Source organism: Modicisalibacter ilicicola DSM 19980 (assembly GCF_900128925.1).
Classification (GTDB): Bacteria; Pseudomonadota; Gammaproteobacteria; order Pseudomonadales; family Halomonadaceae; genus Modicisalibacter; species Modicisalibacter ilicicola.
Window position 1 is genome coordinate 115,424 of record NZ_FQUJ01000012.1, and the last position, 25,030, is coordinate 140,453.

Sequence of the window (25,030 nt, forward strand, 5' to 3'; positions counted from 1 at the left end):
CCAACCATGAAAGTTGCAATCTTCGCGGGTGGCTTCGGGACTCGACTGAGCGAAGAGACGACCATCCGCCCCAAGCCGATGGTGGAAGTGGGTAGCCAGCCGATCCTCTGGCACATCATGAAGATGTACGCTCATCACGGCTTCAAGGAGTTCGTCGTCCTGGGCGGCTACAAGGTCGATTATATTCGTCGTTATTTTCTCAACTACCGCAACAATCGAACCGATTACACCATCGACCTGAAGACCGGGCGTGTCGAGTGGTTGCAGGGCATGAGCGAGGACTGGAAGATCACCGTCCTTGACACTGGCGCCGACACCATGACCGGAGGGCGACTCAAGCGGGCGATGCACCTGTTGGCCGACGCGCCTTTCTGCCTGACCTATGGCGATGGGGTAAGCAACGTGAATATCACGGCCCTGGTCGAGGCCCATCGGGCATCGACCAACTGGTGCACGCTTACCGCCGTTACCCAGCCCGGTCGCTATGGGGCCCTGCATCTGAACGAAGCGTCGAACCATGTCATAGGCTTTCGCGAAAAAGGCGCGACGGACGGCGGCTTGATCAATGGCGGCTTCTTCGTCTGTCAGCCGGAAGTCTTCGAACTGATCGAGGGCGACCAGACCACCTGGGAAAACGAGCCCATGGAACGAATGATTCAGCTCGACAAGCTGGGATACTTCCATCACAAGGGCTACTGGCAAAGCATGGATTCGTTGCGCGACAGGATGGTTCTGGAAGCAGCCTGGGCCCAGGGCGCTCCCTGGAAGGTCTGGAAGGATTGACGCCGATGACTTGCTTCAGGGTGGGACGCTCAGGATGATCATCGTCGACACGGCGCTCGCCAGGCGTCAGGCCGAGGGCAACCCGATACGCGTGGGCATGATCGGTGCCGGCTTTCAGGGTAGTGGAATCGGCCTTCAGATCATGACCGCGACACCGGGGATGCGCTTGTGTGCCATCGCCAACCGCAACGTGGCGTCCGCGATCGGTGTCTACGACCAGGTCGGCCTGGAACCGATCGACTGTGCTACCCAAGGCGAGCTGGAGGCTGCGATCGCTGCGGGCCGGCCGGCCGTCACCGAAGATGCCATGGCCCTCGCCCGGGCCGCGGGGCTGGATGCAGTGATCGAAGTGACGGGGTCGGTAGAATTCGCCGCCCACGCCGTGCTGGCAGCCCTGGAAAGTGGCAAGCATGTCATTCAGATGAACGCCGAACTGGACGGCACCCTCGGCCCCCTGCTGAAAGCGAAGGCCGATGCCGCCGGCGTCATCTACAGCTTTGCCGATGGTGATCAGCCCGGCGTGCAGATGAACCTTCACCGGTTTGTTTCCGGCCTCGGCGTGAGGCCGGTGCTCTGCGGCAACATCAAGGGGTTGCACGACCCCTATCGCAACCCGACGACGCAGGAAGCCTTCGCCAGACGCTGGGGACAAAAGCCCGCCATGGTCGCCTCCTTCGCCGATGGCACCAAGATCTCCTTCGAGCAGGCCATCGTCGCCAACGGCACCGGCATGCAAGTTGCCCGGCGCGGCATGCTCGGTCCCGACTTCTCCCATGGCGACCCCGATGCTCCAGCGGTGCCGATCGAGCAGACGATTTCCGCCTTCGAGCCTCATCTGGACCCGGCAGGGCCGGGGCTGGTGGATTATGTGGTCGGCGCGCGGCCAGGCCCGGGCGTGTTCGTCCTCGGGACCCTCGAGCATCCCCGCCAGAAGCATTACCTGGAACTCTACAAGATGGGAAAGGGCCCCTATTACTGTTTTTACACGCCCTACCATCTGTGCCATTTCGAGGTACCTGCGTCCGTCGCCCGGGCAGTCCTGTTCGACGACGCCGTGCTGGCCCCCCGAGCCGGCCCTCGGGTTGGCGTCATCGCCATGGCCAAGAAAGCGCTGTCGCCTGGCGAGACGATCCAGGAATTCGGCGGCTTCGAAGTCTATGGCGTCGCCGAAAACATGGATGTCCTACGCCGAGAGAACCTGTTGCCAATCGGGCTGGCTCTCGGCTGCACCCTGCGCCACCCGGTCAAAAAGGATTCACCACTGACCTTCGACGATGTCAGCATCCCTGCCGGGCGCCTGGTCGATCGGTTGTATGGCGAACAGGAGCGCCTGTTTGCCTGAACCACCACCATCACGAACGACTTTCGAGAGTGGGCAATGATCTTTCTTCAAACGGAACTGAACGATGCGTGGTTGATAGAACTCGAACCGCACGGCGACCAGCGAGGTTTCTTTGCGCGCACCATGTGCCAGGAAGCGTTCGCAAACCAGGGAATGATCGGCGAGTTCGTGCAGCAGAACACCTCTTTCTCTGCGCAGCGCGGTACTCTGCGAGGACTGCACTACCAGACGAGGCCGCATGGTGAAGCCAAGCTGGTTCGATGTATTCGTGGCGCGATCGCCGACGTCATCGTCGATGTCCGAGCCGATTCTTCCACCTACCTTCGGCACCAGTTGTTCGAACTAACCGATACCAATCGGCTGCAACTTTATGTACCGCCTGGATTTGCGCACGCTTTCCAGACGCTGAGCGACAATGTCGAGGTGAGCTACCTGGTCTCGGCTGCCTATCACCCCGAGGCAGAGCGGGGTCTACGGTATAATGACGCAAGCCTGGACATCGACTGGCCTTGCCCTGTCACCGTGATCTCGGACAAGGATACCAAATGGCCCTTGATTGCCGAGCAAACGGAAGCTCTCTATTGAAGAACACCTCGGCGCGTAGCGGTATGCTTATATCCAGAATCAAAAAGCCCAACCAGGCGTTCTGCCATCAGGCCTTCGACATGACTGCCTTGCTCGAGACGCGCGAGCCCAGTTCGAGCTTGTGAATTGAAGCCGGGAGCGTCTCGACCGGGGCATCGGCAGGCTCGATGAGGGGAGAAAAAGACAGACTCTGTGCAACTCCCTGCACGAGGATGGCGACCTTGTGAAACTCCCCTTTGCGCAACAGCTTGAAGAGCAGGCGAACGTCCTCGTAGACCTCGAATATGAACCGTCTATAATGTCTCTGGTACTTGCGTGCAATAAACAGCTTGTTGCGTATGAAATGTCGATGGTACTTCAAGCGCTCGGGATTCATCTCGGAGAGCAGTTCGATGGGGCCACTCTCCTGGCGCAGGTGCAATACCTTGCTCGCCCCGACCAGGAACCCGGGCCTATCTTGAGTGACCCTCAAGGTGTATTCCGTATCTTCACCCCAGATAAACATCGGAGCAAGGGGCAAGCCGTATTCCGCCAGCGTCGAACGGGGCACCAGTATGGAAACAAAGGTTGCACGCCGAACCGGAACGATGCCGTGCTCGAGGAGTTCCGGCCAGCCTGGATAACCGATCCTGTTGCGATACGGACTCAATGCAGGCGTATTGGTTGCGTCACCCTTTTCCGTAAACGCTGAAGAAAGGAGAAATGGGGGCTCGATACCTTGCCGTCTCAAGCGCTCATCGGCGTCCAGTAAATGCTTCAATGCACCAACTTCGGGAATGACATCATCGTCCATGACCCAAACAAGGTCGGCGCCACTTTGATACGCCAGACGGAATCCCGCATTGAACCCCCCCGAGGCACCGATATTACGAGATAGCACATAAACATCGAGGTCTGGATAGCCGGCTTGCATCAGCAGTTGCTGAGTTTCATCCTGGCTGGCATTGTCGATAACAATGACGCCATCACAGGGGCGCGTCTGAGAGTAGACAGCGTCAAGGCAACGTTTCAGTAAATCCTTTCGGCTATACGTCAGGATCACGGCAAATATCTTGTACATATGCAAGCCCTGTTCGCGGAACATCAACTTACGCTGAGTTTTACAAGATAGCACCAACACTGCTAGCGAACCTTCTTCTTGTTCAACAGGAGAATCTTGTACAACTCCACGACTTGTATCTTGTTTACAACAAAAAGTATTCTTATGGCTTTTTTCTTGTCATGCCAAGAAAACCCCTTCGAGAATAATATCTTGTAAAAACGAACAACAGGGGGAAGCAAAGTGATCAATATGGCTTTCGCATCTTTCAACTTGGTAACCCCTATACGCCCTCCCACTCTCCTCTTTGCCTTGTTGGCAATCAAGGGCATGCAATTTCGAGCCGGATGATAAACTATCAGGCAAGGAAAAAAACCAAACCTGAATCCTTGCTTATCAGCACGTTCACAAAACTCATGATCGCTCCCGGAAAAGCGGGAATCATTAAAACCTCGAAGGTCGGCAAATACCGATTTCTTTATTATTAAATTGGCTGTAACCGATTTTCCTTTCTTGGCATAGGCGCGTTGATTGATACCAAGAATCATATCGTATATCTCGAAGGCGTTGGGCTTCATATGGCATTCGGCAAACAATACGACATCGCCAGCAACAAGATCTATGTCCGGATTTTCCCCGATTATATTTTTTGCATTAACCAGCCAATTATCATCAAAAATACAATCGGCATCCACAAACGCCAGATATTCTCCTCTCGCCTCTTGAGCCCCTTTGTTTCTGGCAGCGTAAGCCCCTTCTTTTTCACACTTGACGACTTTCACCAAGCAATCGCTTCCCGGCGACATTCCGATCGACGCACCGGGGTCATTGTCAACGATAATAAATTCAAAAGAGGTATCTCCATGATTTCTTCCGACCATGGAGCCAATGCATTTTTCTAGATTTTCCAGATCATTGTAAACTGGAACAATAATTGACAATAGCATATTTTAATTCTTTTTCTGCACGATAACGGAGCTTGCCAAGCATCAACTAAAAAAATTCATCCATCGACCATAAACGGCGGATGCAGTTTCTGAGTGCAACACTGACATTAAGCGAAGCTCCTGGCTCTAATCCCTTTCGTTTGGTATGGCGGCCTCCTGCCTGTATTGAGTCGAATATGAAACTCAACGCTCAAACTCAATTTTCGTCAATCGAAATCTTCTCGACCAAGTCATCTCCAAAAAGCTGCTTGAAATACTTCACCGTATGCCATAACCCTTCCTCCAAGGCAATCGAGGGCTCCCATGACAGCTTACGCTTGGCCAGTGTGATATCGGGACGGCGCTGCCGGGGGTCGTCATGAGGCAAAGGTAAAAACGTCAACTTGCTGCGACTACCTGTCAGTCGAATGACCTTCTCGGCCAATTCACGCATGGTAAATTCACCGCAGTTTCCCAAATTGATGGGGCCTTCATACGTATCGGAATTCATCAGACGTATCAAGCCTTCCACCAAGTCTTCTACGAAACAAAAGCTCCGGGTCTGACTGCCATCACCATAGATGGTGATATCCTTGTTCTGTAGCGCTTGAACGATGAAGTTACTGACGACCCTACCATCGTGGGGGTTCATCCGAGGCCCGTATGTATTGAAGATACGGGCTATTCTGATATCGACGGCATGTTGGCGATGATAATCGGAAAATAATGTCTCGGCGCATCGCTTGCCTTCATCATAACAGCTTCTGATACCGATTGGATTTACCTTTCCCCAATAAGACTCCGGTTGCGGATGAACTTCCGGATCACCATAGACTTCACTTGTAGAGGCCTGTAGAATTCTCGCCTTGGTTCGCTTGGCAAGCCCCAGCATATTAATTGCGCCATGAACACTGGTTTTCGTGGTCTGGACTGGATCGAACTGATAATGCACCGGACTCGCGGGACAAGCCAAGTTGTATATCTGATCCACTTCTACGAATAATGGGAAAGTAATATCGTGACGCATCAGCTCGAAATACGGATTATTCATCAAATGCGCAATGTTTTCCTTCCCCCCGGTAAAAAAGTTATCGACACAAAGCACGTCGTCGCCTTGCTTCAGAAGACGTTCACATAGATGCGAGCCCAAGAACCCTGCGCCCCCGGTTACCAAAATCCTTTTTTTCATGTCGCCTCCTGACAGACGCCTTTTTAAGGTCAGCTTTAAAAATAAAGATGGAACTTACGAAACAATAAGTTCCACATGTGTTTTCCAGCCGTCTAGATACACAAATAAAATATCGCCTCGGCCTTTTGTTATTAAAACTTTTATATATTCATTCCACAGCGATTTGGAATAAAAAGATTTGAAAAGCAGAGCACTCGTATCTAAAGCTGAACTCGCTCATGGAACTTCACCTTGCTTTTCTTTCGAAGCTGTTGTTCAGCTATCTCATGCATGTTCAAAGAACACATATCGTATGCATTTCTTAATTCACCATGATATTCAAGTATATCTCTCAAGAAATCCAAATTCTTATTTATATTTACACCAAGATTATGTGGATGAAACCAGAGATGGAATATTTCCCCATTTAACGCTGCGTGTTTCATGCTTTTTTTTATTCTATTAAGCCTAAAGGGCTCCATGAACCACAGCTTATTACTTACCGGCCTTAAAAATCTACTGGAAGGAATATTCAAGGGCACGCTGGGATCTTTGGAATCCGAAAGTTTGTATGTGTTGTGCCCGGTCAAGTTAAAATATGCATCCAGCAGCCTTGCTGCTCTTTTCGAGCGTTTTTTGAATTCCCTATTATTGTCTGCCGTGTACAACCAGCTGATTTCATTACCACGATATGAGCTTATTCCTTCCTTAGGCAATACATTTAGGTAATCTTTGTTGAATTGATTTCTTGGAAAGACCAGGCTGCGAGGGATGACATTAAACTTCGAAGCAATACGAATTGCTGAAGCGATATCTGACTGGAACTCATATCGAGACTGACCTTTTTCTAGGCAGTAATAGTGTGAAAAGGTATGAGTTGCTATTTCTTGTCCGTTCTGCTTACTGATGAGTTCAATTAGACCCGGAGCAAAATGCAAATTGCTTTCAATATCTTTTATTTCAAACAGGTAATCGTAAGGTGACAAATGACCATTTTTATAAGATGGTAGTTTATCAGGAATATACTTGACCGCTCCTGCTACATTATCAGCAAAAACCAAACCTACGGTAGCCCAGGTAGCATGAATATTATACTTATTAAACAAGTCGAGTATCTTGGGAACGACCTCCCAGACTCCTAGAATGTTTTCACGGTACTCATCAGCCGATCTTTTATCTCTAACACCCCAATAGAGTTCAAAATCCAAGGATATGACCAAGACCCCACGTTTGTTTTGCATACATGAAACCTATTATAATTTATTAAAAAAGGCAGATCTTCTCTATGCATGAATATTTGAAAAAGAAATCATCTTGGCACTTTTTTATAATTTATTTTTTGCTGATTAAATTTTGTGAAAAAATAGCAACTGTCAAATGCATGAAAATTATTTATTTAATAACTAACTTAGCTCATAAACAACTTTGAACATAGGCTTGAGGTTGTAACCCATCGAATACTCTATCGAAAATTGATTGAGCCTGATCGATCGAGAACTGACCACTCATGACTCCTGGCCAGCCTGGAGCTTGCTCACGCCTTGCCACACTAAACCTACTTGGCCTGACTACTATCGGCGCCCTTGAATATCCTCCAGCAGCTAAAGCAGATATTCTGTGCTGCCCTGCGCCGATAAGCACGGCATAGTCATTTCCTCTGAATAGCAACTTCCCTGTAATGTCGCCATCTTTCTGACCACTCCGAATATAGCCATGGGTCATAATCGAATCTGCAATAGCGGTTAGTCTCTTGAATTCCATCTCTCCTCTTTCGTATGATATTGGGCCTATGAAACTCCATTCGCTTTTATTCGACTCAATACCATTGGCGGCACCTTCTTCACGCATTACACGAATCTTGCGCAACTCTTCCTGCTTTGAAATGACACCCCCCCAGGGCTCAATGGCTTGCAGGGGCGAATAGCCAAATGATTCGTGCCTATTCTTTTCGGTTATGCCTAAATAGTCTGCGGTAGTTGATGGCTGAAAACACTCATAGTAACGTTGCAATGAAGAACCATGGTATGAGGTCGTCTTACCGTCCAGATACTCCCGTATGGTCCTTATAAAAGGATGGGGAGAATTCTCATCACAGGAAAAGGCCAGCATTCCCATTCCACGACATGCACTCAATGGTACATCGATGAGTACAGGGAAGTCATTGGTTCGCTCGAGCACTTCCATGACTGGAATCGACAGACCAGAAAAATCTACTGGGCTTAAATTGGCTTTTTTTTCGAAGCCTGCAGAACTCAGCTTTTTTACTATTCTTTGCTTTATCGAGTCTTTTAAATTATTCAATAGACCACCTTTGAATAAACAGCCTACATTAAAACAGGGAGAAGAGAGATATCGTTTAAAGCCTAGCTTGACACCCTTCTATCCAGAATGTGACGGCCGTATATATATACTTTCCTGGCAATCCTTTTTACTCGGTTGTTTTTTTCATCGGTATTAAACGTGTTTACCAATGTATATATCGCTTCAGGTCTTCTGTCAGCGAGGCGCGCGAGTGAATCTTTCAAATCCTCATGGTAAGGCTCCAGGGATCTTAAATCTTCAACCTGATAGTCGATATTGCGCATCTGGCTCGAGAATAAATGATCTACATGATTGAACTGATCTGAAGTGAAATTCGTGTAGATATCCAGGCAACTTACATAGGCCTTCAACATTCTTGAAAAATTCTTGCCATAATCTTCGCGGCGGGAAGCGCTGTCACTTCGCATCAAATAATAATAGAGTTTTTCATTTATCGTCTGCACGACTTTTGCTTCCGAAAAACATCCGACATTGACGATATAGTCTTCGGATGCGTCGACTTTTCTCTCCAGCGAAACAGTTCCGTATTTTTTTATCAATCTGGATCGATAAATCTTGTTCCACAAGACACCTGAACCGAATCTACGCTGACAAAACTCACTTAAAATTTCTTGATCGTATGTTATTTTTTTTGAAAACCTGACTTTGGAACCCATGAAGGCTCCATTTTCAGAAACTTTATCGGCACCGCAAACGACAATGTCTGCATTGTGGTCGATTGCATTGTTCAGCAATCTTTCGTACATATTGGGTGCCACCCAGTCATCACTATCGACAAAACCGATATAATCGCCACTGGCCACTCGCAGGCCCTCTGCCCGTGCGGCATGTACACCCACGTTTTTTTCCAGATTCAAAATCTTGAAACGCTCATCTTCCTTCGAATACGTCTCGAGTATTGCAGCAGTATTATCGGTTGACCGATCGTTGACGACGATGACTTCTACATTTTCATGTGATTGGCAACGAATTGAATCAAGACACTTTTTTATGTAATTTTCAACATTGAAAGCCGGGACAATCACGGAAACGAGATAATTGTATTTTTCTTGCATAAGAAAACACCCTAACATGGAAGTCGAGAAACACGTTATGAAAAGGCAAGCTATATTTTTATAAAGTCATTTTTTTTAAGTTAAGGTATTTTATGATATCTTTCCAGGCATTATCGTTTCCCGACAACCCCCCACCAAGATAACCAAAGATTCGACCATATAATTCATAAACCAGCTTCTTGACGAAAGGGCTTCCACGCACAGAAAATACATTGCTATTTTCGAGTCCCTTATTGTGAACGAGGTTGATATTACCCTCTTCAATTTTCCTGTTTACATGAACACCAACATTCAACTTTAAACTTGCCACACGAAACCAAAGATCATCATTGACCTGGGCGATGTCAAGGAAGCGCCTATCATTGATAAAACTTTCATCAATTAGATTTTTTCTGTAAGCAATACCGGCACATCCAATAGGCAATAGCCAGAACCCCGATCGAGATTTTTTTATTCTTCGCCAGTTATAATAACTTTGATATTTACCAAAAAAGTTCTTTTTGATGCTTTTGGCTCTTCCACATACAATCTCAGAGGGGTGTTCCCTGGCAGTTTCGACCATTCTCTTTAGCCAATCGGGATGATACAGAACATCATCGTCTATGGTTATGATCAAGTCAGATTCTTCTGCTTCGCTTAAAATAGGAAGCAACTTCCGATAAGAGCCTATGTTTTCTACGAAATTGACAGTAGCATCTTCATCTTCCAGCCATGAGGGTAGCTTTTTTATTCCCTTGTCTCTTAAATATGGTTCTCTCGATATATTTATATAGAACCTATCTGGCTTGAATGTCTGCCTGGAAATGGATTTAACTGCATAGAAAAGTAGCTCGAGCCTGTCATGAGTCGATGTGCAACTCACGATCACTCTTCCTTGCTTTGGCATGATTCCCTCTTATCATCAAGTCGGTAGCCAGAAAAAAACATGTCAAGCCCGTTGAGCCATTTTCTTGAAGAGATTGTTTCCAGCCACCAGCTCTTCGTAACTTCCTTGATCGACTACCTTTCCACCTTCCATCAAGAAGATCATATCGCACTGCTTTACCGTCGAGAGGCGATGAGCAATCATGATGATCGTCTTGGAACCCGCAAAATCATGAATTGCATCCATGATCAGTTTTTCCGATATATTATCCAAGGCACTGGTTGCCTCATCGAGAATGAGTACGTCGGCTTCATGATACAGCGCTCGGGCGATGCCAATGCGCTGGCGCTGCCCCCCGGAAAGCTGGACACCGCGCTCACCGACTCGTGTCTCGAGGCCGTCGGGTAGCTGCCGGAGTAGTTCCTCAAGATGGGACAGCTCGACGGCCTTTTCCAGTTTTTTTTGGTCAATTTTTTCGTCGGGTATGCCAAAAGCGATGTTTTCCCGGATACTACTGTCCGATAGAAAAATGGTTTGTGGTACAAACCCCAGCGAATTTTGCCAGGCTCGCATTCTCTTATCTGATTGAGGCCCCTTCGAAAGGGGTAAATCGTCGACGAGGATCTCGCCGCTGGACGGTGTAATCAGTCCCAAAAGAATATCGATTGTGGTTGATTTTCCTGATCCTGAAGCTCCTACTATACCTATGGTCTTTCTGGCAGGAATCAGCATGTTGAGCGAATTTAAAGCGGGCTCTTTCTTGTCCGGATAGAAAAAGGATACATCTTTTATGTAAATGTTTTCCTTGACGTGCAAGTGGCTTGTTTCTTCTAGTTGCTGTTTCTTGTTTTCAATGTCAACAGAACGCGCATAGCTCTCCCTTAAATCTTGGTGAATCGATTCAAATGCAGCAATGTTTCCCTTTATCAGAGAAAAGGAGCGGTATATCTGTTGCAATGAAGGTAGTATTTTGAAGCCTGCGAATGCATAGACCGCAAGCACAGGAAGAATTTCACTTATGTCGCCTTCGTATGCTTTAAGAAGATATAAAACGAGCAACATCACACTTCCAAAAGCGACCAGCTCCATTGCATAACGGGGAACTTGTGACATGGCCTGATTGACACCTTGGCTTCGAGCAAATTTTCTGCTTGCAATAGAAAACCTCTCTGAAAATATATTTTGCCTTCCCAGCAAAAGTATATCCTTGATTCCTCCAAACCCTTCGCCCATCAACTTGAAACGCTTGGTCTGCATTTCTGATATTGTTTTCCCATTTTTTTCCAACCGGCGCCTGACTATTCGGTAAAGCAAAAAATAAGCTACCGAGAAAATGGCTGCTCCCGCCAAAGCGACCATAGGGTTATAGATAAATATCGCTAGCATCATGAGGCCGCTTAAAATAGCCTTAGCACTCATCTGCAGGAGTGGCTGGATTATCTTGTCCGTGACGCGTGAAGCTTCTTGGGCGATTTGTTTCGTTAAATTTGCGCTGGATCCGGTTGAGTGGAACAACCATGGCTGAAACAGATAGTGCTGAAAAAGTCGCTCGCTTAATTGTGCACCAACTTGCTGAGCATAGATAAAAAGATGCCACATGGTGAATATTGAAAAGAGGCTAGCCACAAAGAGCACGGCTAATACGAATATGCCCATCCAAAACAAAAAATTTTCGTGTGATTCAAACCCGCTGGCATCGTATAGGCTTCCCCAAATGCCATCTCCTTCAAGAAGAGACATATCACCGACAACGGCCATGAATGGACCGATTGAAATAACACCGGCGATTTCTGCGAATGACATGATGATGACCAGGATTTGCAGGCGCAGTAATCTCTTGCGCTGGCTCGGCGTAAGCAAATCATAGAGCTCTTTTACTGTTTTCAACATGATGGATCGTCTCTTTTATTTAATTGCCAATAACAGTTGGACACAAGATTAAAAAGGAAAACAGTTAAATTGCATTTTAATAGCCTGCGCTGACATTCACTGTGGTCAATGGATTACCACTGGCTTTCAGCTCGCAAACATTCTCGATAAATATTTCGAGCGCCCTTTGAAGGTAATATGGGGTAGTTCCTGATACATGTGGGGTCAGAAGAACGTCATTACGCGCCCAGAGCATCGAATCTTCGGAAAGTGGCTGTTTTTCGAAAACATCCAGGGCGGCACCGCGTAGTCTTTTTTCATCGAGGGCTTCGATAATTGCAGATTCGCTGACGACACCTCCACGAGACATGTCGATCAATACACACCCTGGTTTGACGGCAGCCAGAAAGTCCTTGTCCACGAACCGCGTGGTGTTCGATGTCAAGGGCAGGCTGACCACCAGATAGTCTGCCTCCGGCAACAATTCCCTTATACGCTCGGGAGGAACAATCACTTCAACGCCCGGTATGTCTCTCGGACGACGCTGCATCCCGATGACGCGCATGCCAAAAGCGTTCGCTTTTTCTGCGACCGCCTGTCCAACATGGCCTAGCCCCAGGATCAGAAGCGTTCTGCCGGTCAACTCATCCAGCCACTCTCGATCCCATGTCTTTTTCTGGCTTTGCTCGATGAATCTTCCAAACTGCTTTGCAAAAAAAAGCATTGCACCCATAGCGTATTCACTCATGGGAACACTATTGACACCACTACTTTTGGTCAGCAGGATGCCTGTCTTTTCAAATTGCATGTCCCATATCTTTTCGACCCCGGCAGAGAGAAAGTGTATCCATTTGTAGCCTTCCAGTTTTGACAATGCCATAGGCAACCATTCCAGGGTCGGGGTGATGATGATGTCCACCTCCAGCCCTTCAACAATATCCTCGGGGTTGCCAGCAAAGTAAAGCGGGTTTTCTGGAAATATCTTGCCAATCAAATTTCTTGCCTGATCGCGTTGTTTTTCCAAAATCTCTGGCTTTTGCAGGAATAAAATTTTTGTTTCGCTTGAAAATTCAATCATTTGCCCATTTCCTTTTGGCAATTTCGAATACCTTCTTTTCCAAGCGTTGCCTGTTGGACTCCAATAAGCGATCATCGCTCTTGCGCAATGTCTCTTCCGCTTGATGGAGTTTTTCTAACTCTTCGGCTAGATTCAGTTTATCGGTAAGTTCTTCGACATTCTTGGCATTCTCGTGAAACGCACGGGAGAGGATCACCCAACTCGAGCCGAGTCGCACGTGTTCGCTGAGTACCCATTCGGCAGGCAGCTCGCCATGGCCCAAGCGTGCTATTCCCCCGAAACCGAACCTTGTGCCCCGTGCCAGCAGTGTTCCTGCCCCCCATTCGAAGATCCTGGCCGCGAGTGGCTCAAAGAGATAATCGAGCTTCATGTCGAGGGAGAGATCGTTCAACCCGAAATATACTTCATCCTGTGACCCCAGGTAGTCCAGGTACGTCTGCAGCCTGCTCACGGCCGGTGCTGTCTCAGCCAACAGTGTCACCGGTACACGCCCATCTACCATTTCAAGAAATTGGCCAACTTCTTCCGGCCTGCGAAACATGGGCAGCATCAGGCGCCCTGCCCCATTTGCAATCGCCTCGTCGACCTCCCCTGCGCTGCCCGAGTGCATGGGATTGACTCGCACGAGAAGCTCGGCCTTGTTCAGAGCGTCGGCGACTGCCGCTACATCTTCAAAGGTATGAGCGGCCTTGTGGGCAGAAAGGTGTTTTTGCCGCTCATGCTTGCCGAGTGTTTCCATGTCCACGAATATGCGATGCACACCGCAGACCTCGGCATAGCTGGCGATTTCCGGGTTGGCAGTGATAAACATCCAGCCTAGGTTACAGCTCACGAAATAGCTCCCTCTACCGTTTTTGCCCGTCCTGGGCCTTGACCCTGTCGCGGTACGCACGCCAGTTTTCCGCCTCTCTGCCATAGATGCCGGAACCCTTGATGACGACGACAACCGTTTTCAGGATGATGCAGATGTCATAGAAGAAGCCATAGCGATGGACATATTCGGTATCGGCTTTCAGCTGTTCCAGCCAACCGAGGCTTCGGCGACCGCGTACTTGAGCAAGCCCCGTCAATCCCGGCAGTACCTCGAATCGGCTTTCGAATTCTCGTGGTATGACTTCAAGCTGCTCGGGAATGATGGGTCTTGGCCCCACGATACTCATGTCGCCGCGCAGGATATTCCAGAGCTGAGGCAGTTCATCCAGGCTGGTGCTTCGCAGGAACCGTCCGGAGCGAGTGATGCGTGGGTCCCGGTCATTGACGATCACACGCTCGTTGACCTGATCGATCTCGGCAGGAGAACGGTCTATCATCGTTCTCAGCTTCAATACTTGAAAGGGCTGTTTGTTCTTTCCTATACGGCGCTGCTTGAAGACGACTGGCCCCTTGCTGTCAAAGCGTATCCAGAGTGCCGCAAACAGCAGCAAGGGAAGCAGCAGCAAGAGGGCGATACCGCTGACGGTGACATCAAACAGGCGCTTTGATCGATTTCTCATTACCCTTCATCGCTCCCATGATCACTCGGTTGACCTTGCGTACGTCGTATTTTTCTTCAGCGATTCTTCGGGATGCCTCCCCCATGGTGGTCATCAGCTCTGGCGACTCCAGGAAGCGTGTCATGGCAGCAGCCAAGGGCTTCGTTGCCTTGGGAGGCACCAGAAAACCATTGCTGCCATCGACTACCGTCTCGCGACAGCCCGGGGCATCACTCGTGATGATGGCGCGGCCGACGCTCATGGCCTCCAGCACCGACCTTGGAGTCCCTTCTCGATAGGAAGGCAGCACGAATACGGAGCATTTGGCCAGCCAAGGCCTGACATCCTTGACCCCATCGACGAACTCGACCACGTCCTCGCTCTTCCATTGTTCCAGCTGAGCACGTTTGACCGCGTGCGGCAAGCTGGCATCATGAGGCCCCACCGCGATGAAGCGGGCCTCGGGGTGGCGCTTCTTGACGCTGGTGGCCGCCTCGACGAATTCGGCGATTCCCTTCTCGGTCAACATTCTTCCGATGAACAGGAATACCGGCGCGTCCCGGGGCAGAGGTTCCCTCGCGAAAAGCCGTGTATCCACGCCGGAACCATTGACTCGCACGATCTTGCGACGATCGCGAACGATGCCCAGGCGAGTGAAGTCGTTCTCGTCGTCCGGATTCTGGAAGAAGATGACGTCACTACATGAGACACCCAAGCGATATAACCGCGTTACCAGCAGGCGGATGATCCTCGTGCGTAGCGAAGAGGTCGTGAAGACGTGGCCGAGGCCCGTCACCATGGAATAGACACGAGGCACCTGGGCCAGACGGGCGGCTATCGATCCATAGATGACGGGCTTGATGGTATAACTGAATACCGCCTTGGGCTTGTGTTGCATCATGAGACGCGCAAGGATCACCAGCGCCCTAAGATCACTGATTGGGTTGATTCCCGTGCGCCCCATGTCGAAGGGAAATACGGTTATCCCCAGCGCTCTCACTTCCGGCAAATAGTCCCTGGTAGGGACGGCTGCCGCGACCTCCATTCCCGAGTCCTGCATTTCCCTGATCAAGTCGCCGCGATTGGCGATCAGTGAACGCGCATTCCCTGCCACGAAGAGTACATCCAAGATCATCTCCTTATCTTTACTCTTATTGTATCGAAAGAAGAGGCTGCGAGGATGATAAACAAGGCCATGAACTTTGTCTTGTGTCTAATCCCCGTTCCTATATTGGAGACACCTATCGAAAAGATAAGTACCAGGCTTGCCAAAATGAGCAATAGCACTAGGCATTCTCGCTTTTGTTGTATGTCTTTCCATCCTTTGATAATTCGCCATGTAAGAAACAACATTAGAAAAGAAGACACCAATCCCAACAAGTGCTTAGCACTTTTGATATCCCAAGGAAATGGTGCATAAAGGAAGTACACTATTCTTGCAGGGATAAGCCAAGGTTGTGTTACAGGATTTCCGGTTGCTATTATTGACGGGTAAGCGGATCCGCCTTCCGGGGCACCTGCAAAGCGTGACTCTATTTGCTCTGATAGCTCAGGCCCTCCCTCCGTTCCAACCGAAATGCCTTTCCCCAATTTTATACCACCACCAGCAACTGCTAATCCGGCGGACAAGAAGATAATCGAGGCAGAGAATACCAGCTTGCTAAAATAGCGAGTAGTCACCCTATCACCACGTAAAAACAGTGGAATCGATTTTACTATTATATATAAAGAGTACGCACCTACACCTACAATTGCTGCCACCCATCCCGGATGAATCAGCGTCGCAAACGAAAAGAAAAAAAGACTTACGTAAACTCCCATGACAGATTCTTCACGCAGCCAGGATATAAAATAATACAACCCAACCAAAAACAAGAGAATGGATAGTTCCTCGCGCATTGCGATTGCCGAATTGATTGCCGAAAAGGGATACAACCCTATGATAAAAACTGCCCATTGAGCAGCTCTCATATTCCATATCTTATAGACCAAGGCTCCGGTCAAAGAAACAACCAGCATTCCGGCAACCAGATTGAATGCCGGCAATATCATACTGTGGAAGCCAAACGCCTTGAAAAAAATTGCACCTAGAACGGAGTAATTATATGAATGAGAAGTACCTGCTTCTGCCAGTATCTTTCCATAGCTCAACTCTGACCACTGCCTCGCGCGTTCAATAAACATTGCTGCATCATCCGCGCTACCTGGCAATGCATAAATATCATAGTAATCGACAAGCAGCAATATGCAACGGAAGACAAATGCTGCAAGCAGTAAAAAGAATAACTTTTTATATTTAATGCCAAAGACCAAGACGACACCTAATGCCATCAAGTAGAGCAAGGATAAGAACAGGAAAGCTGTCACATGATACCTCGGGCAAAATTCAGCATTAGGTGAATCTCATTATTTACACAGCGCGTGAAAAACTCACAAACCAGCTTTTTACTCGCGATGTCCAACTATATTCGGAAAAAGACTCTTCAGCATTTTTAGAGTACATCTCGAGCTTCGGCATCTCTTGCAGAAAGTTTACGATTTTTCTTCTCGCCTCTTCTGGATTATAGAAGTCAACGACTATACCGACATCGTACCGTTCTATCTCATCTGAATAGCCAGGCATCTCACTTTGAGCAACGATGGGACGTCCATTAATCATATAGTCGTACAGTTTCAGTGGACTGCCTGGACTAACACGATTATTTGCGACTGGAAGCAAGCAGGCATCTGCGCACTTTATTATTTCAGCACAGCCCACATCGTCGAGAGGCGAAATATTGTGCAAGACTCTGTCAGGATCAACATCTTTTGTTATCTCTCCTCCGGCACAGATAATTTTTATGGGCTCTTTGTTTTTATCAAACTCTTGCTGTAAATTGACTAGCAGATCCACACCACGCCATTTGCTGGTAGATCCTACAAAGACCAAATATTTGCACCCAGGATCTAAGGAATACTTCTCCATCGCCAACTTCTTGTCGATTGAAGCCACTGCGTCCGGGCTACCGCCATTGTATGCCACAACATCATTTTCGTTTCCCCAGCCTTTATTGATAAAATACTCTTTAAGCATAGGGTTATTGTATATCCGGACATCTGCTTTCTTGTTTACCAAAAACGAGTAATAGAAAATAAATTTCAGATAGAACTTGACCAGTTTCGGCTTCTTTAGCAGCTTCAGCTCTTCGAATGGTCCGGCATGAATTTCTCTCATTGTAAGAATGCCAAAAAACTTCGCCAGGGGGACCGAAAAAATCCCGACATCCCCGCGGCTAATATAATAATCAATATCTTTCTTATACTTAAGAATAGTTGCTATACAACGTAGCTCACACAACACCCCTGTAAAAACTCTAGAGAAGTGCCTTCCTTTCCCTCCAGGAACAATGATAAATGTATCTTTACTTATCTCTTTAAGTGCCTCTATCTTATGTCGAGTCGCTCGATTCTTACCTGTTGGTATGCTTGTATCGAAAGGGCAACAATAGATTATATTCAAGGCATAACTCCTCTTCTTTAAAAAATTATTTACCATCGCCCCTTACAATGAAAACCTATAGACGCACTTGTTCCACGTTGAAGGCATTCCCTTGCCCCTACTCTCTATAGACATGATGCTTTTGCCTTCTCTGGAGTTTTAAGCATATTGAACAAAGGCTCCATCATCACACTCGTCATCCTCGCCGATAGCCTGGAAAAACTTCGCGTTGCCTGGAAAATAATCTACCTATAAGCTGCATGGTTAAAACTACTGCAATCGCAGATTTCTTACTGTACTGGAAGTATTACTTATACGAATAATTGTAGTAACCATATCCATAGCTGGTGGCAGCCTTGCGCTCCATGGCATTGAGTATGCACCCCTTCACTCTCACGCCGGCCGTTTCCAGGCGGCGCAGCGCCACCTTGACTTCCCGAGGGGGATTCAGCTCGAAGCGCGCCATCATGAGGGAGGTCCCCACCAGCTTGCCGATGACCGCTGCGTCCGTGACGGCGAGTATTGGTGGCGTATCGATGATCACCAGATCGTACTCCGCGCCGACCTGCTCGATCAGTTGGGTAAAACTGCGTTGCATCAACAGCTCCGAAGGGTTGGGAGGCGCGATGCCGCGTGACATGTAATACAGGCCCGGCAAGCCGGCATTGCGCACCGCATGCTGGAGATCCAGTTTCCCGGAGAGTACCTCGGAAAGCCCCGCCTCGGAGCGGTCATTGAAGGCCATGTGGATATTGCCCTTGCGCATGTCGGCATCGATGACCAGTACCTTCTGGCCGGCCTGGGCGCATACCGCTGCCAGGTTGATGCTCACGAAGCTCTTGCCGATCCCCGGGCTGGGGCCCGTGACCATGATGCAGTTGTTGTGGGCGTCGAGCATGGCGAAATGCAGGCTGGTGCGCAGTCCGCGCAGGGCCTCGATCGCCGTGTCGGTGGGATTGACCTTGGCCAGCATCCCTCCGATGACCTGCTTGCTGGCCTGATCGCTGCGGTGCTTGACCCTCTTGATCAGCTTTTCCTGGTCCTCGGAGAGGGGTACCGTGGCATAGACGGGCAGGCCCAGCTCTTCCAGCTGCTCGGGGCTCTCCACGCCGCGATTGAGCAATCCGCGTATCAGCACGAAGCCCACCGCCAGCATGGCACCGATGATGGTGGCCAGCAGCACGATCACCGACGTCTTGGGTTCGATGGGGCCGGGAGCGACGAACGCAGAATCGATGATACGCACATTCCCCACCGTGCCGGCCTTGGCGATGTTGAGTTCCTGCATGCGATTGAGCAGCTGCACGTAGATCTGCTGAGTCACCTCCACATCCCGCGTCATGCGCAGGATTTGCTGCTGGGTCTCAGGCAGGTTCGCAGTACGCTCTTCCAGGTTGGCTTGCTCGCGCTTGAGCTGCGCCTTCTTCTCGAGCAGCGCCGCATAGACGGGGTGGTTGGGCGTGAAACGCCGCGACAGCTCCGATTCCTGCATCTGCAGTTCATTCAATCGACCTTCGATGTCGACCATCCCGGTCAGCATGTTCTGTGTCTCGAGGGTCAGATCGACACTATCCTGTTCGGCGCGGTATTCATTGAGGCGGTTTTCCGCATCCAGAAGCTGCTGACGCACGTTGGGCATCTGCTTTTCCAGAAAGGCCAGGCTCTTCTCGGCCTCGGCGGCCTGCCGCGCTATGTTCTGGGCCAGATAGACCTGGGTGATGGCGTCCAGGGAGCTCTGAATCTCGTCTCGTTCGGTTCCCGTCAGCATCAGTTCCAGGACCCCGGTATCGGTCCCCTTCTGGATGACTTCGAATCTCGACTTGAGATAGCCGATGGTGTCCTGACGGCTGCGCTTGAGGAGCGTGAACTGCGCCCCCGGCGGAGCCTGGATATCGCCGACACGCAGCTCTATCCAGGGGTTGTCGATCTCAAGGGGCTTGCCCACCTGGCCGGTACCGATGACGCCTCCCTGGCGATCCAGTATCTGATAGCGCCCTTCTGGAATGACCTCCAGAGTAAAGGGTTGTCCCACGAGTTCCGGGGCCACGCTGAGGGATTCGACCCGAATGCTCTCGCCACCCCAGATTTCCGGCCGTCCCGCCGCGAATCCCGGCCGCGATATGTCGTAACGTATCAAGGCATCGCCGAGGAGCGGCGGCGTCACCGGGCGAACGACGGTATCGAGGTTCACCTGGTAGGCCGCCTGCCCAAGGATCAGCCGCGAACCGAGGATTTCGATCTGGGCGGCAGTGGCGGGAGCTTCCTCGCCCAGCAACACGGCCAGATCGGAATTGTTGCCGCTGGTGGCGGTCTTCTCTACCTGCACCAGGGCGTCGCCCTGATAGACCGGCGTGACCAGCAAGGCGTATATCAACCCTCCCAGCATGAACAGAAGGGTCACGAGAAGGATCTTCCACTTGTGGTCCAGCAGCAGACCGAACAGACGGCCAAGGTCGACGGTCTCGTCGCTCTGGCCGGAATAGCGCGTCGCCGCCGGAACCTGTTGTTCCTGAGACATGGTGTTTCCTGAAACGAGGCTGGTCATAGGGTCAGTCCCCAAGCTTTGCCCGCCAAGTGTCGGCGGCTCTGGTCAATAACTGATGAACGTGGGTAAAAGCCTCGCGGCTCTTGCGATAGGGGTCGGGAATGGCGTATCCATGCGCACCGCCATCTGGCAGCCAGTGACCGAACAACATGGTCTTGCCGGTAGCGGCGGGAGAGAGTTCGCTGATCTTTCGTCGCTGCCCTTCGCTCATGACCAGTATCAGGTCAGCCGCCTCGATCATGTCGCGACGAATCTGCCGGGCACGGTGCGCCTCGAGATCCAGCCCGTCGGCTTGCGCCACCTCCTTGGCCATGGGTGCGGCGCCGTGGCCCTCGAACTCGCCCACGGCAATCCCCGCCGACTCGATTCGGCGCCCCGGCAGCCGGGCCTTCAGCAAGGCCTCGGCAACCGGACTACGACAGATGTTGGCGGTGCAGACCACCAGGATTGACTGGAACATGGAGATCAAAGATCCCCGGAGCCAGCGATGTCACCCGGCAGGGTGAGGGAAGGCAGCAGCAGACTGATGACCTTGTTCCAGCGCGCCAGCGGTGCAGCGGTCACGTAAACCACGTCCTGGGGCTGAAGCTGGAAGTAATTGCCCATGGTCAGCGAGACCGCATTGCTGATGTCGAGCTGGTAGACCGTGGCGATCTTCTCGCTGCCGGCCGGCATACCCCGCAGCACGAAGATGCCGGAGGGCTCGGCACGGAACTCGTCCACGCCACCGGCGCGTGACAATGCATCGGTAAGGGAAAGCCGCTCGTTGCCCACCGGAATGTTGCCCGGCTTGAGGACCTGGCCCAGCACCGCCACATTCTGGTTTTCCAGGGTAGGCACGTGCAGCACGTCCCCGGGCTGTACCAGCCGGTTCTGGGACAAGTCCCCTTCCTTGAGCATGGCATACAAGGAAAGCTCCTGCTCTTCGCCATTGCGATTCAAGGTCACGCCATGCAGGTTGGCCAGTTCGTTCGTGCCCCCGGTCTGGGAAATGACATCGAGAACCGTCATGGGCACGTTGGTGATGGGGACGACACCCGGGGCGCCCACCGCTCCCGTCACATAGACCTTCTTGGAGAGGAAGGCCGCGACGCTGACCTCGACCTGGGGGTCAGTGATGAAGTTCGACAGGCGACTGGCGATGATGCGGCGTATCTGATCGACGGTCCTATCCTCGACCTTGACCCGGCCAATATACGGGTAATAGATGGTCCCGTCGGATTGCACCACGGTCCCGGACTCGGCGGCACTGCGCTCGGCGCCGGCCGGGATGGTCAACTCGGGGTGATCGTAGACGATGATGGTGAGCACATCGCCGGGCCCCACTTCATACTCGTAGGCATCCATCGCCTCGCTCAGCTCGGTGGACATGCTCGTTGCCTTGACGGCATTCACCTGCTCACGATAGGTGGCGATGAACTCCGGGGTGATCGGCTGAACTTCCACCCGATCGTCCAGGGGCGGGGCATCGGCGTCGTAGTCGATGTGCCCCCCCGGGGCCCAGGCACACCCGGCCAGTGTACTCATGGAGAGGACGGCAATCGCCAGCCAGCTGATTCGCGTTATTTTTTTCATCGTAGATTCCATCTTTCAGCACGTGAGTTCACGACTCGGGAAAGTTAACTTCAGGTTCCATCCGAGGCAGCCCCACGGTTGTCATCAGCGCTAGCATTCCTCGCCCACGCTACCGCCCGGGAGATTCTCACGGCGTTTCTCCCAGGCCGTCCTTGCTGCCAACCGGCTTCCTCACCCGTTAACCATATTGTTACAAAAAACCAAGATTCGACTACATAAGCTTACTAACTTGAGAAATGCCTGCATAACCTGTTTTACTCACCCCTGAGTGACTAGAAATCTGGCTTTCCCAATGGAAAAAAACAGTAAAAAAACAAGCCATACTCATTCCAGGCATCACCGCGCAATCCCCTGTCCCGGCCCCATGCGATCCCCGAGCCGATCTTCGTGCCCCGAGAGAAGCGCTGATGCGGGGCCTGGACGCTGTATCGCAGCAAGCTTGCTTGCCATTCGGGCAATAGCGAGTTGGTGACCCTAGCCGCCAGCCACTGCATCAGCTATGAGTCAGCATAGGGCACGAATGGTGCAACATGCTTTTTCCCAGAAATTCCTGAAATAAGACTTATTAAAAGATAAATAAAAAGAACCAGGGATCTGATTTATCTTGTTCTTCTTTATTAACTTTATTTTTAACGCCGGCAAGAGTCGATCCGATCGCGAAGGTCGGGCGAATCGACTCCTGCGCTAGCTTCTTTTCGTTTCGGTCCCACCCTCACTCGAGCAGATAGATCGGGTCGCTGATCCCTCCCAGGGAAACTCCCGAGCTGGCGGGATCGTCTATCACCGAAGCGACGTACCCCAGCGGCAAGGCATCGTCGCCGGGGAAGCTTGCGGTATCGTTGAGGAAGAGGTCATAGACGAACTGGTCCGAGATGTCCGCACTTCCGTCAGCGTCCAGTTGCACATCCACGAACTGGAACTCCGCGGCATTATTGACCGGGAACTTCTCGTCCGCGAGACGCCATTCAACGATAGCCGCCAGGTTATCGGTGGTATTGGCCACCGGCTGATGCCCCTTGGTCATGACGATCCGAACCCACTCGTCGGCCGGCCCCGAGACCAGCACCGTCGGCACGCCGCTGTAGGTGCCCGACTCTCCGGGCAACATGCCGTCGACGCTGAGCGAGGCCTCGAGATTCTGTGGCGCCTCGGTGACGAGTGCCTTCGCCCCGGACTGGCTGCCATCGCCCATCAATTGCGCGCTTGCCATGCTGCCGTCGGTGAAGGCGACATGAACCCGGGAGCCGATGAGTTCGGCACCGGATACGCCACCGACATCCCAATCGGGCAGAGAGCCCGTATCGACCCCATTGGCACCATCCTTCTCCATGCCCGCGATGGAGTTGGGATCCATGTCGCCGCTGAAGCCCACGGTCTCGCCCTGGTTGAACCCTCCGTCGACCGTGGCCGAAAACTTGACCAAGGCCCCCCTGAAGCCACCATTGTTGTTTGCATCGGTCGGGTCGGGATCGGCCCCCGGCAGGAAGTAATGTTCATAATCGGCCGGTGATAGCGCGCCGCTCCCCCCGGCACTGTCGATGTCCCAGGCCTTGAACGTGGTGTCCCCGCCCCTGCCGTCCGGGTCGAACACGCTATCGCCGTAAAGGGCGGTGCTCACATCGAAATAGATTGCCGCTATCTTCTTGTCCCCGGTATTGGTGACCTGGAAGGAGTTACTGCCATAGTTCGATTCCTGCACGTCGGAGCCCGGCGTGACGGTCACCATCGCCGAGCCGACCGCTCCGGCAGCGTAGGTGTCGGGTGTTTCCAGGGCCGCGCTGGCAAAGACCTGCTCGGCACTCGCCAACGCTGGTGCCTCGTCTTCCGTTACGCTGCCTATGGCGGTGAGGCGACTCGAATCGAGGACATACTGCTCGCCGGCGACGCTCGACAACTGGACCGAGACCCGGTCCGCACCGTCATCGACAGCATCGTTGGCGACCTCGATGCCCAGCATGGCGATTCCGTCGACGAAGGTCACCAGGCGTGATTGGGTCGTGGCGCCGCCGTCCATCGAGTAGCTGATCCCGAGGGTGTCGTTGATCGCGCTATCGGCGCTCAGCTCGAACATCAGCGTGGTCGTGCCGCTGTCGCCATTTTCGGTGACCAGCGCCGCATCGCTGATACCGACGGCTGTGCTGGTCTCCTCCGCCAGGAGGGTCGTGTTCGGCTGGAAGGTTGTGTTCGGCTGGGAGGTCGTATCCGGGGTGGTGACATCGAGGTATTCCCAGCTCGCCTCGTAGGAACCCAGGGTCTTGTAGTCGTTGGAGGTCACCCCCACCGCCGTGGGGGTTGCCGGGTCGGTCAGGTTGGCCAGCACCGCCGCGGGCAGGGTTTCCGCCTGGGCGGTGACGAAGCCGGCGGCCGGGCTGGCGCGCAGCCCGCCCAGCACGCTCCCGTCGCTACCGAAGAGCGTCACGATCGGCGTCACGCTGCCCGCCGCCTTGTCGATCGTCAGGCTCATCTCCACCGCGGCCACGTCGTCCAGCCCCAGGCTGGCGTCCGACAGCAGGTCGTCGAGCATGTACTTCGTGTCGATGCCCCCGGCGTCCGGGTTGGACCAGATCTGCACCGCATTGCCCTTGAGGCCGCCGAGCACCAGCTTGACCACTTCGTTGTTGCCCTGGGTACCCAGCCCGAAGACGATGCCCTGCTGGGCATAGTTGGGAATGGTCCCCGCCGGCAACCCTTGGGCCGCCAGGGCCGCCGGGAAGGGGTTATCGAAGCGCGTGGCGATCGTGAGCTCGTTCAGTGCCGCATCGCTCAGGTCCAGGTACCTGATGAAGTCGTTGGCACTATTGCCCTTGGCGATATCCCCGTCGGAGGTGGCGAGCACCAATTCGCCGTCCTGGATCGTGGCGAGCTTGCCGGCATCGGTCACGTCGCCCAGCACCCCGTCGAAACCGCCTTCGGTCAGCGGATCGCCGG

Annotated in this window: 21 protein-coding genes; 3 read left to right on the plus strand and 18 right to left on the minus strand. The window is 51.7% G+C overall.

Going from position 1 to position 25,030, the window contains the following annotated elements:
• The first annotated feature begins 6 nt into the window (after nucleotides 1–6).
• From rfbF to rfbC, 3 genes are read left to right on the plus strand one after another with little or no spacing between them, the layout of a single operon-like run.
• Nucleotides 7–783 (plus strand): glucose-1-phosphate cytidylyltransferase, encoded by a 777-nt coding sequence (gene rfbF / locus BUA41_RS13725; protein ID WP_072823818.1) that lies wholly within the window; start codon nucleotides 7–9, stop codon nucleotides 781–783.
• A 34-nt stretch (nucleotides 784–817) separates the two neighbouring features.
• Nucleotides 818–2,125 carry an NAD(P)H-dependent oxidoreductase gene (locus BUA41_RS13730; RefSeq protein WP_072823820.1) on the plus strand — a complete coding sequence of 436 codons (1,308 nt, stop codon included), beginning with the start codon at nucleotides 818–820 and terminating at the stop codon, nucleotides 2,123–2,125.
• A gap of 36 nt (nucleotides 2,126–2,161) precedes the next feature.
• Nucleotides 2,162–2,710 (plus strand): dTDP-4-dehydrorhamnose 3,5-epimerase, encoded by a 549-nt coding sequence (gene rfbC, locus BUA41_RS13735; RefSeq protein WP_072823822.1) that lies wholly within the window; start codon nucleotides 2,162–2,164, stop codon nucleotides 2,708–2,710.
• A 67-nt stretch (nucleotides 2,711–2,777) separates the two neighbouring features.
• Here the strand turns inward: rfbC and BUA41_RS13740 are convergent, their stop codons facing one another.
• The 18 genes from BUA41_RS13740 to BUA41_RS19295 form a co-directional block, all read right to left on the minus strand.
• Nucleotides 2,778–3,770, minus strand: coding sequence for a glycosyltransferase family 2 protein (locus tag BUA41_RS13740; RefSeq protein WP_245791926.1), 993 nt, complete (start codon nucleotides 3,768–3,770; stop codon nucleotides 2,778–2,780).
• 62 nt (nucleotides 3,771–3,832) lie between these two features.
• Nucleotides 3,833–4,696: a glycosyltransferase family 2 protein gene (locus BUA41_RS13745; RefSeq protein ID WP_072823824.1), complete on the minus strand. Its 864-nt coding sequence runs from the start codon at nucleotides 4,694–4,696 to the stop codon at nucleotides 3,833–3,835.
• Nucleotides 4,697–4,892: 196 nt separating this feature from the next.
• A complete protein-coding gene (locus BUA41_RS13750; protein ID WP_072823826.1) occupies nucleotides 4,893–5,864 on the minus strand; it encodes a UDP-glucuronic acid decarboxylase family protein in 972 nt (323 codons plus the stop codon).
• A gap of 200 nt (nucleotides 5,865–6,064) precedes the next feature.
• Complete coding sequence (locus BUA41_RS13755) at nucleotides 6,065–7,084, minus strand: polysaccharide deacetylase family protein (protein ID WP_072823829.1); 1,020 nt, start codon at nucleotides 7,082–7,084, stop codon at nucleotides 6,065–6,067.
• Nucleotides 7,085–7,256: 172 nt separating this feature from the next.
• Nucleotides 7,257–8,144 carry a hypothetical protein gene (locus BUA41_RS18995; RefSeq protein WP_139249131.1) on the minus strand — a complete coding sequence of 296 codons (888 nt, stop codon included), beginning with the start codon at nucleotides 8,142–8,144 and terminating at the stop codon, nucleotides 7,257–7,259.
• 62 nt (nucleotides 8,145–8,206) lie between these two features.
• The gene (locus BUA41_RS13760) at nucleotides 8,207–9,220 is read right to left on the minus strand and encodes a glycosyltransferase family 2 protein (protein WP_072823831.1); all 1,014 of its coding nucleotides are present in this window, start codon (nucleotides 9,218–9,220) and stop codon (nucleotides 8,207–8,209) included.
• Between the two features lie 58 nt (nucleotides 9,221–9,278).
• Nucleotides 9,279–10,106 carry a glycosyltransferase family A protein gene (locus BUA41_RS13765; protein WP_084671599.1) on the minus strand — a complete coding sequence of 276 codons (828 nt, stop codon included), beginning with the start codon at nucleotides 10,104–10,106 and terminating at the stop codon, nucleotides 9,279–9,281.
• A 42-nt stretch (nucleotides 10,107–10,148) separates the two neighbouring features.
• A complete protein-coding gene (locus BUA41_RS13770) occupies nucleotides 10,149–11,975 on the minus strand; it encodes an ABC transporter ATP-binding protein (RefSeq protein ID WP_072823835.1) in 1,827 nt (608 codons plus the stop codon).
• Between the two features lie 76 nt (nucleotides 11,976–12,051).
• Nucleotides 12,052–13,032, minus strand: coding sequence for a D-2-hydroxyacid dehydrogenase (locus BUA41_RS13775; protein ID WP_072823837.1), 981 nt, complete (start codon nucleotides 13,030–13,032; stop codon nucleotides 12,052–12,054).
• On the minus strand, nucleotides 13,025–13,864 hold the full coding sequence (locus BUA41_RS13780; RefSeq protein WP_072823839.1) for an aldolase/citrate lyase family protein: 840 nt from the start codon (nucleotides 13,862–13,864) through the stop codon (nucleotides 13,025–13,027). Before BUA41_RS13780 ends, BUA41_RS13775 begins: the two co-directional genes overlap by 8 nt.
• A 13-nt stretch (nucleotides 13,865–13,877) precedes the next feature.
• Complete coding sequence (locus BUA41_RS13785) at nucleotides 13,878–14,525, minus strand: sugar transferase (protein WP_072823841.1); 648 nt, start codon at nucleotides 14,523–14,525, stop codon at nucleotides 13,878–13,880.
• A complete protein-coding gene (locus BUA41_RS13790) occupies nucleotides 14,497–15,633 on the minus strand; it encodes a glycosyltransferase family 4 protein (RefSeq protein WP_217652828.1) in 1,137 nt (378 codons plus the stop codon). The genes BUA41_RS13785 and BUA41_RS13790 overlap by 29 nt, the downstream gene beginning before the upstream one ends.
• Nucleotides 15,634–15,635: 2 nt before the next feature.
• Nucleotides 15,636–16,871 (minus strand): glycosyltransferase family protein, encoded by a 1,236-nt coding sequence (locus BUA41_RS19000; RefSeq protein WP_139249132.1) that lies wholly within the window; start codon nucleotides 16,869–16,871, stop codon nucleotides 15,636–15,638.
• Between the two features lie 43 nt (nucleotides 16,872–16,914).
• Nucleotides 16,915–18,003 carry a glycosyltransferase gene (locus BUA41_RS13795; RefSeq protein ID WP_175546980.1) on the minus strand — a complete coding sequence of 363 codons (1,089 nt, stop codon included), beginning with the start codon at nucleotides 18,001–18,003 and terminating at the stop codon, nucleotides 16,915–16,917.
• A 286-nt stretch (nucleotides 18,004–18,289) separates the two neighbouring features.
• The gene (locus tag BUA41_RS13800; RefSeq protein WP_072823847.1) at nucleotides 18,290–20,500 is read right to left on the minus strand and encodes a polysaccharide biosynthesis tyrosine autokinase; all 2,211 of its coding nucleotides are present in this window, start codon (nucleotides 20,498–20,500) and stop codon (nucleotides 18,290–18,292) included.
• 31 nt (nucleotides 20,501–20,531) lie between these two features.
• Nucleotides 20,532–20,987, minus strand: coding sequence for a low molecular weight protein-tyrosine-phosphatase (locus tag BUA41_RS13805; RefSeq protein ID WP_072823849.1), 456 nt, complete (start codon nucleotides 20,985–20,987; stop codon nucleotides 20,532–20,534).
• A 5-nt stretch (nucleotides 20,988–20,992) separates the two neighbouring features.
• The gene (locus BUA41_RS13810) at nucleotides 20,993–22,102 is read right to left on the minus strand and encodes a polysaccharide export protein (protein WP_072823851.1); all 1,110 of its coding nucleotides are present in this window, start codon (nucleotides 22,100–22,102) and stop codon (nucleotides 20,993–20,995) included.
• A 712-nt stretch (nucleotides 22,103–22,814) separates the two neighbouring features.
• Nucleotides 22,815–25,030, minus strand: a 2,216-nt coding sequence (locus BUA41_RS19295; protein ID WP_175546981.1) for a hypothetical protein, incomplete at its 5' end; no start/stop codon positions are given.

Excerpts from the sequence above, each read along its gene's own strand:
- BUA41_RS13805 (WP_072823849.1), bottom strand. The coding sequence starts at position 20,987 with ATGTTCCAGTCAATCCTGGTGGTCTGCACCGCCAACATCTGTCGTAGT.
- BUA41_RS13750 (WP_072823826.1), bottom strand. The coding sequence starts at position 5,864 with ATGAAAAAAAGGATTTTGGTAACCGGGGGCGCAGGGTTCTTGGGCTCG.
- BUA41_RS13740 (WP_245791926.1), bottom strand. The coding sequence starts at position 3,770 with ATGTACAAGATATTTGCCGTGATCCTGACGTATAGCCGAAAGGATTTA.
- BUA41_RS13800 (WP_072823847.1), bottom strand. The coding sequence starts at position 20,500 with ATGTCTCAGGAACAACAGGTTCCGGCGGCGACGCGCTATTCCGGCCAG.
- BUA41_RS13745 (WP_072823824.1), bottom strand. The coding sequence starts at position 4,696 with ATGCTATTGTCAATTATTGTTCCAGTTTACAATGATCTGGAAAATCTA.
- rfbC (WP_072823822.1), top strand. The coding sequence starts at position 2,162 with ATGATCTTTCTTCAAACGGAACTGAACGATGCGTGGTTGATAGAACTC.
- BUA41_RS13765 (WP_084671599.1), bottom strand. The coding sequence starts at position 10,106 with ATGCCAAAGCAAGGAAGAGTGATCGTGAGTTGCACATCGACTCATGAC.
- BUA41_RS13810 (WP_072823851.1), bottom strand. The coding sequence starts at position 22,102 with ATGAAAAAAATAACGCGAATCAGCTGGCTGGCGATTGCCGTCCTCTCC.
- BUA41_RS13770 (WP_072823835.1), bottom strand. The coding sequence starts at position 11,975 with ATGTTGAAAACAGTAAAAGAGCTCTATGATTTGCTTACGCCGAGCCAG.
- BUA41_RS13755 (WP_072823829.1), bottom strand. The coding sequence starts at position 7,084 with ATGCAAAACAAACGTGGGGTCTTGGTCATATCCTTGGATTTTGAACTC.
- BUA41_RS13775 (WP_072823837.1), bottom strand. The coding sequence starts at position 13,032 with ATGATTGAATTTTCAAGCGAAACAAAAATTTTATTCCTGCAAAAGCCA.
- BUA41_RS13730 (WP_072823820.1), top strand. The coding sequence starts at position 818 with ATGATCATCGTCGACACGGCGCTCGCCAGGCGTCAGGCCGAGGGCAAC.
- BUA41_RS13785 (WP_072823841.1), bottom strand. The coding sequence starts at position 14,525 with ATGAGAAATCGATCAAAGCGCCTGTTTGATGTCACCGTCAGCGGTATC.
- rfbF (WP_072823818.1), top strand. The coding sequence starts at position 7 with ATGAAAGTTGCAATCTTCGCGGGTGGCTTCGGGACTCGACTGAGCGAA.
- BUA41_RS13760 (WP_072823831.1), bottom strand. The coding sequence starts at position 9,220 with ATGCAAGAAAAATACAATTATCTCGTTTCCGTGATTGTCCCGGCTTTC.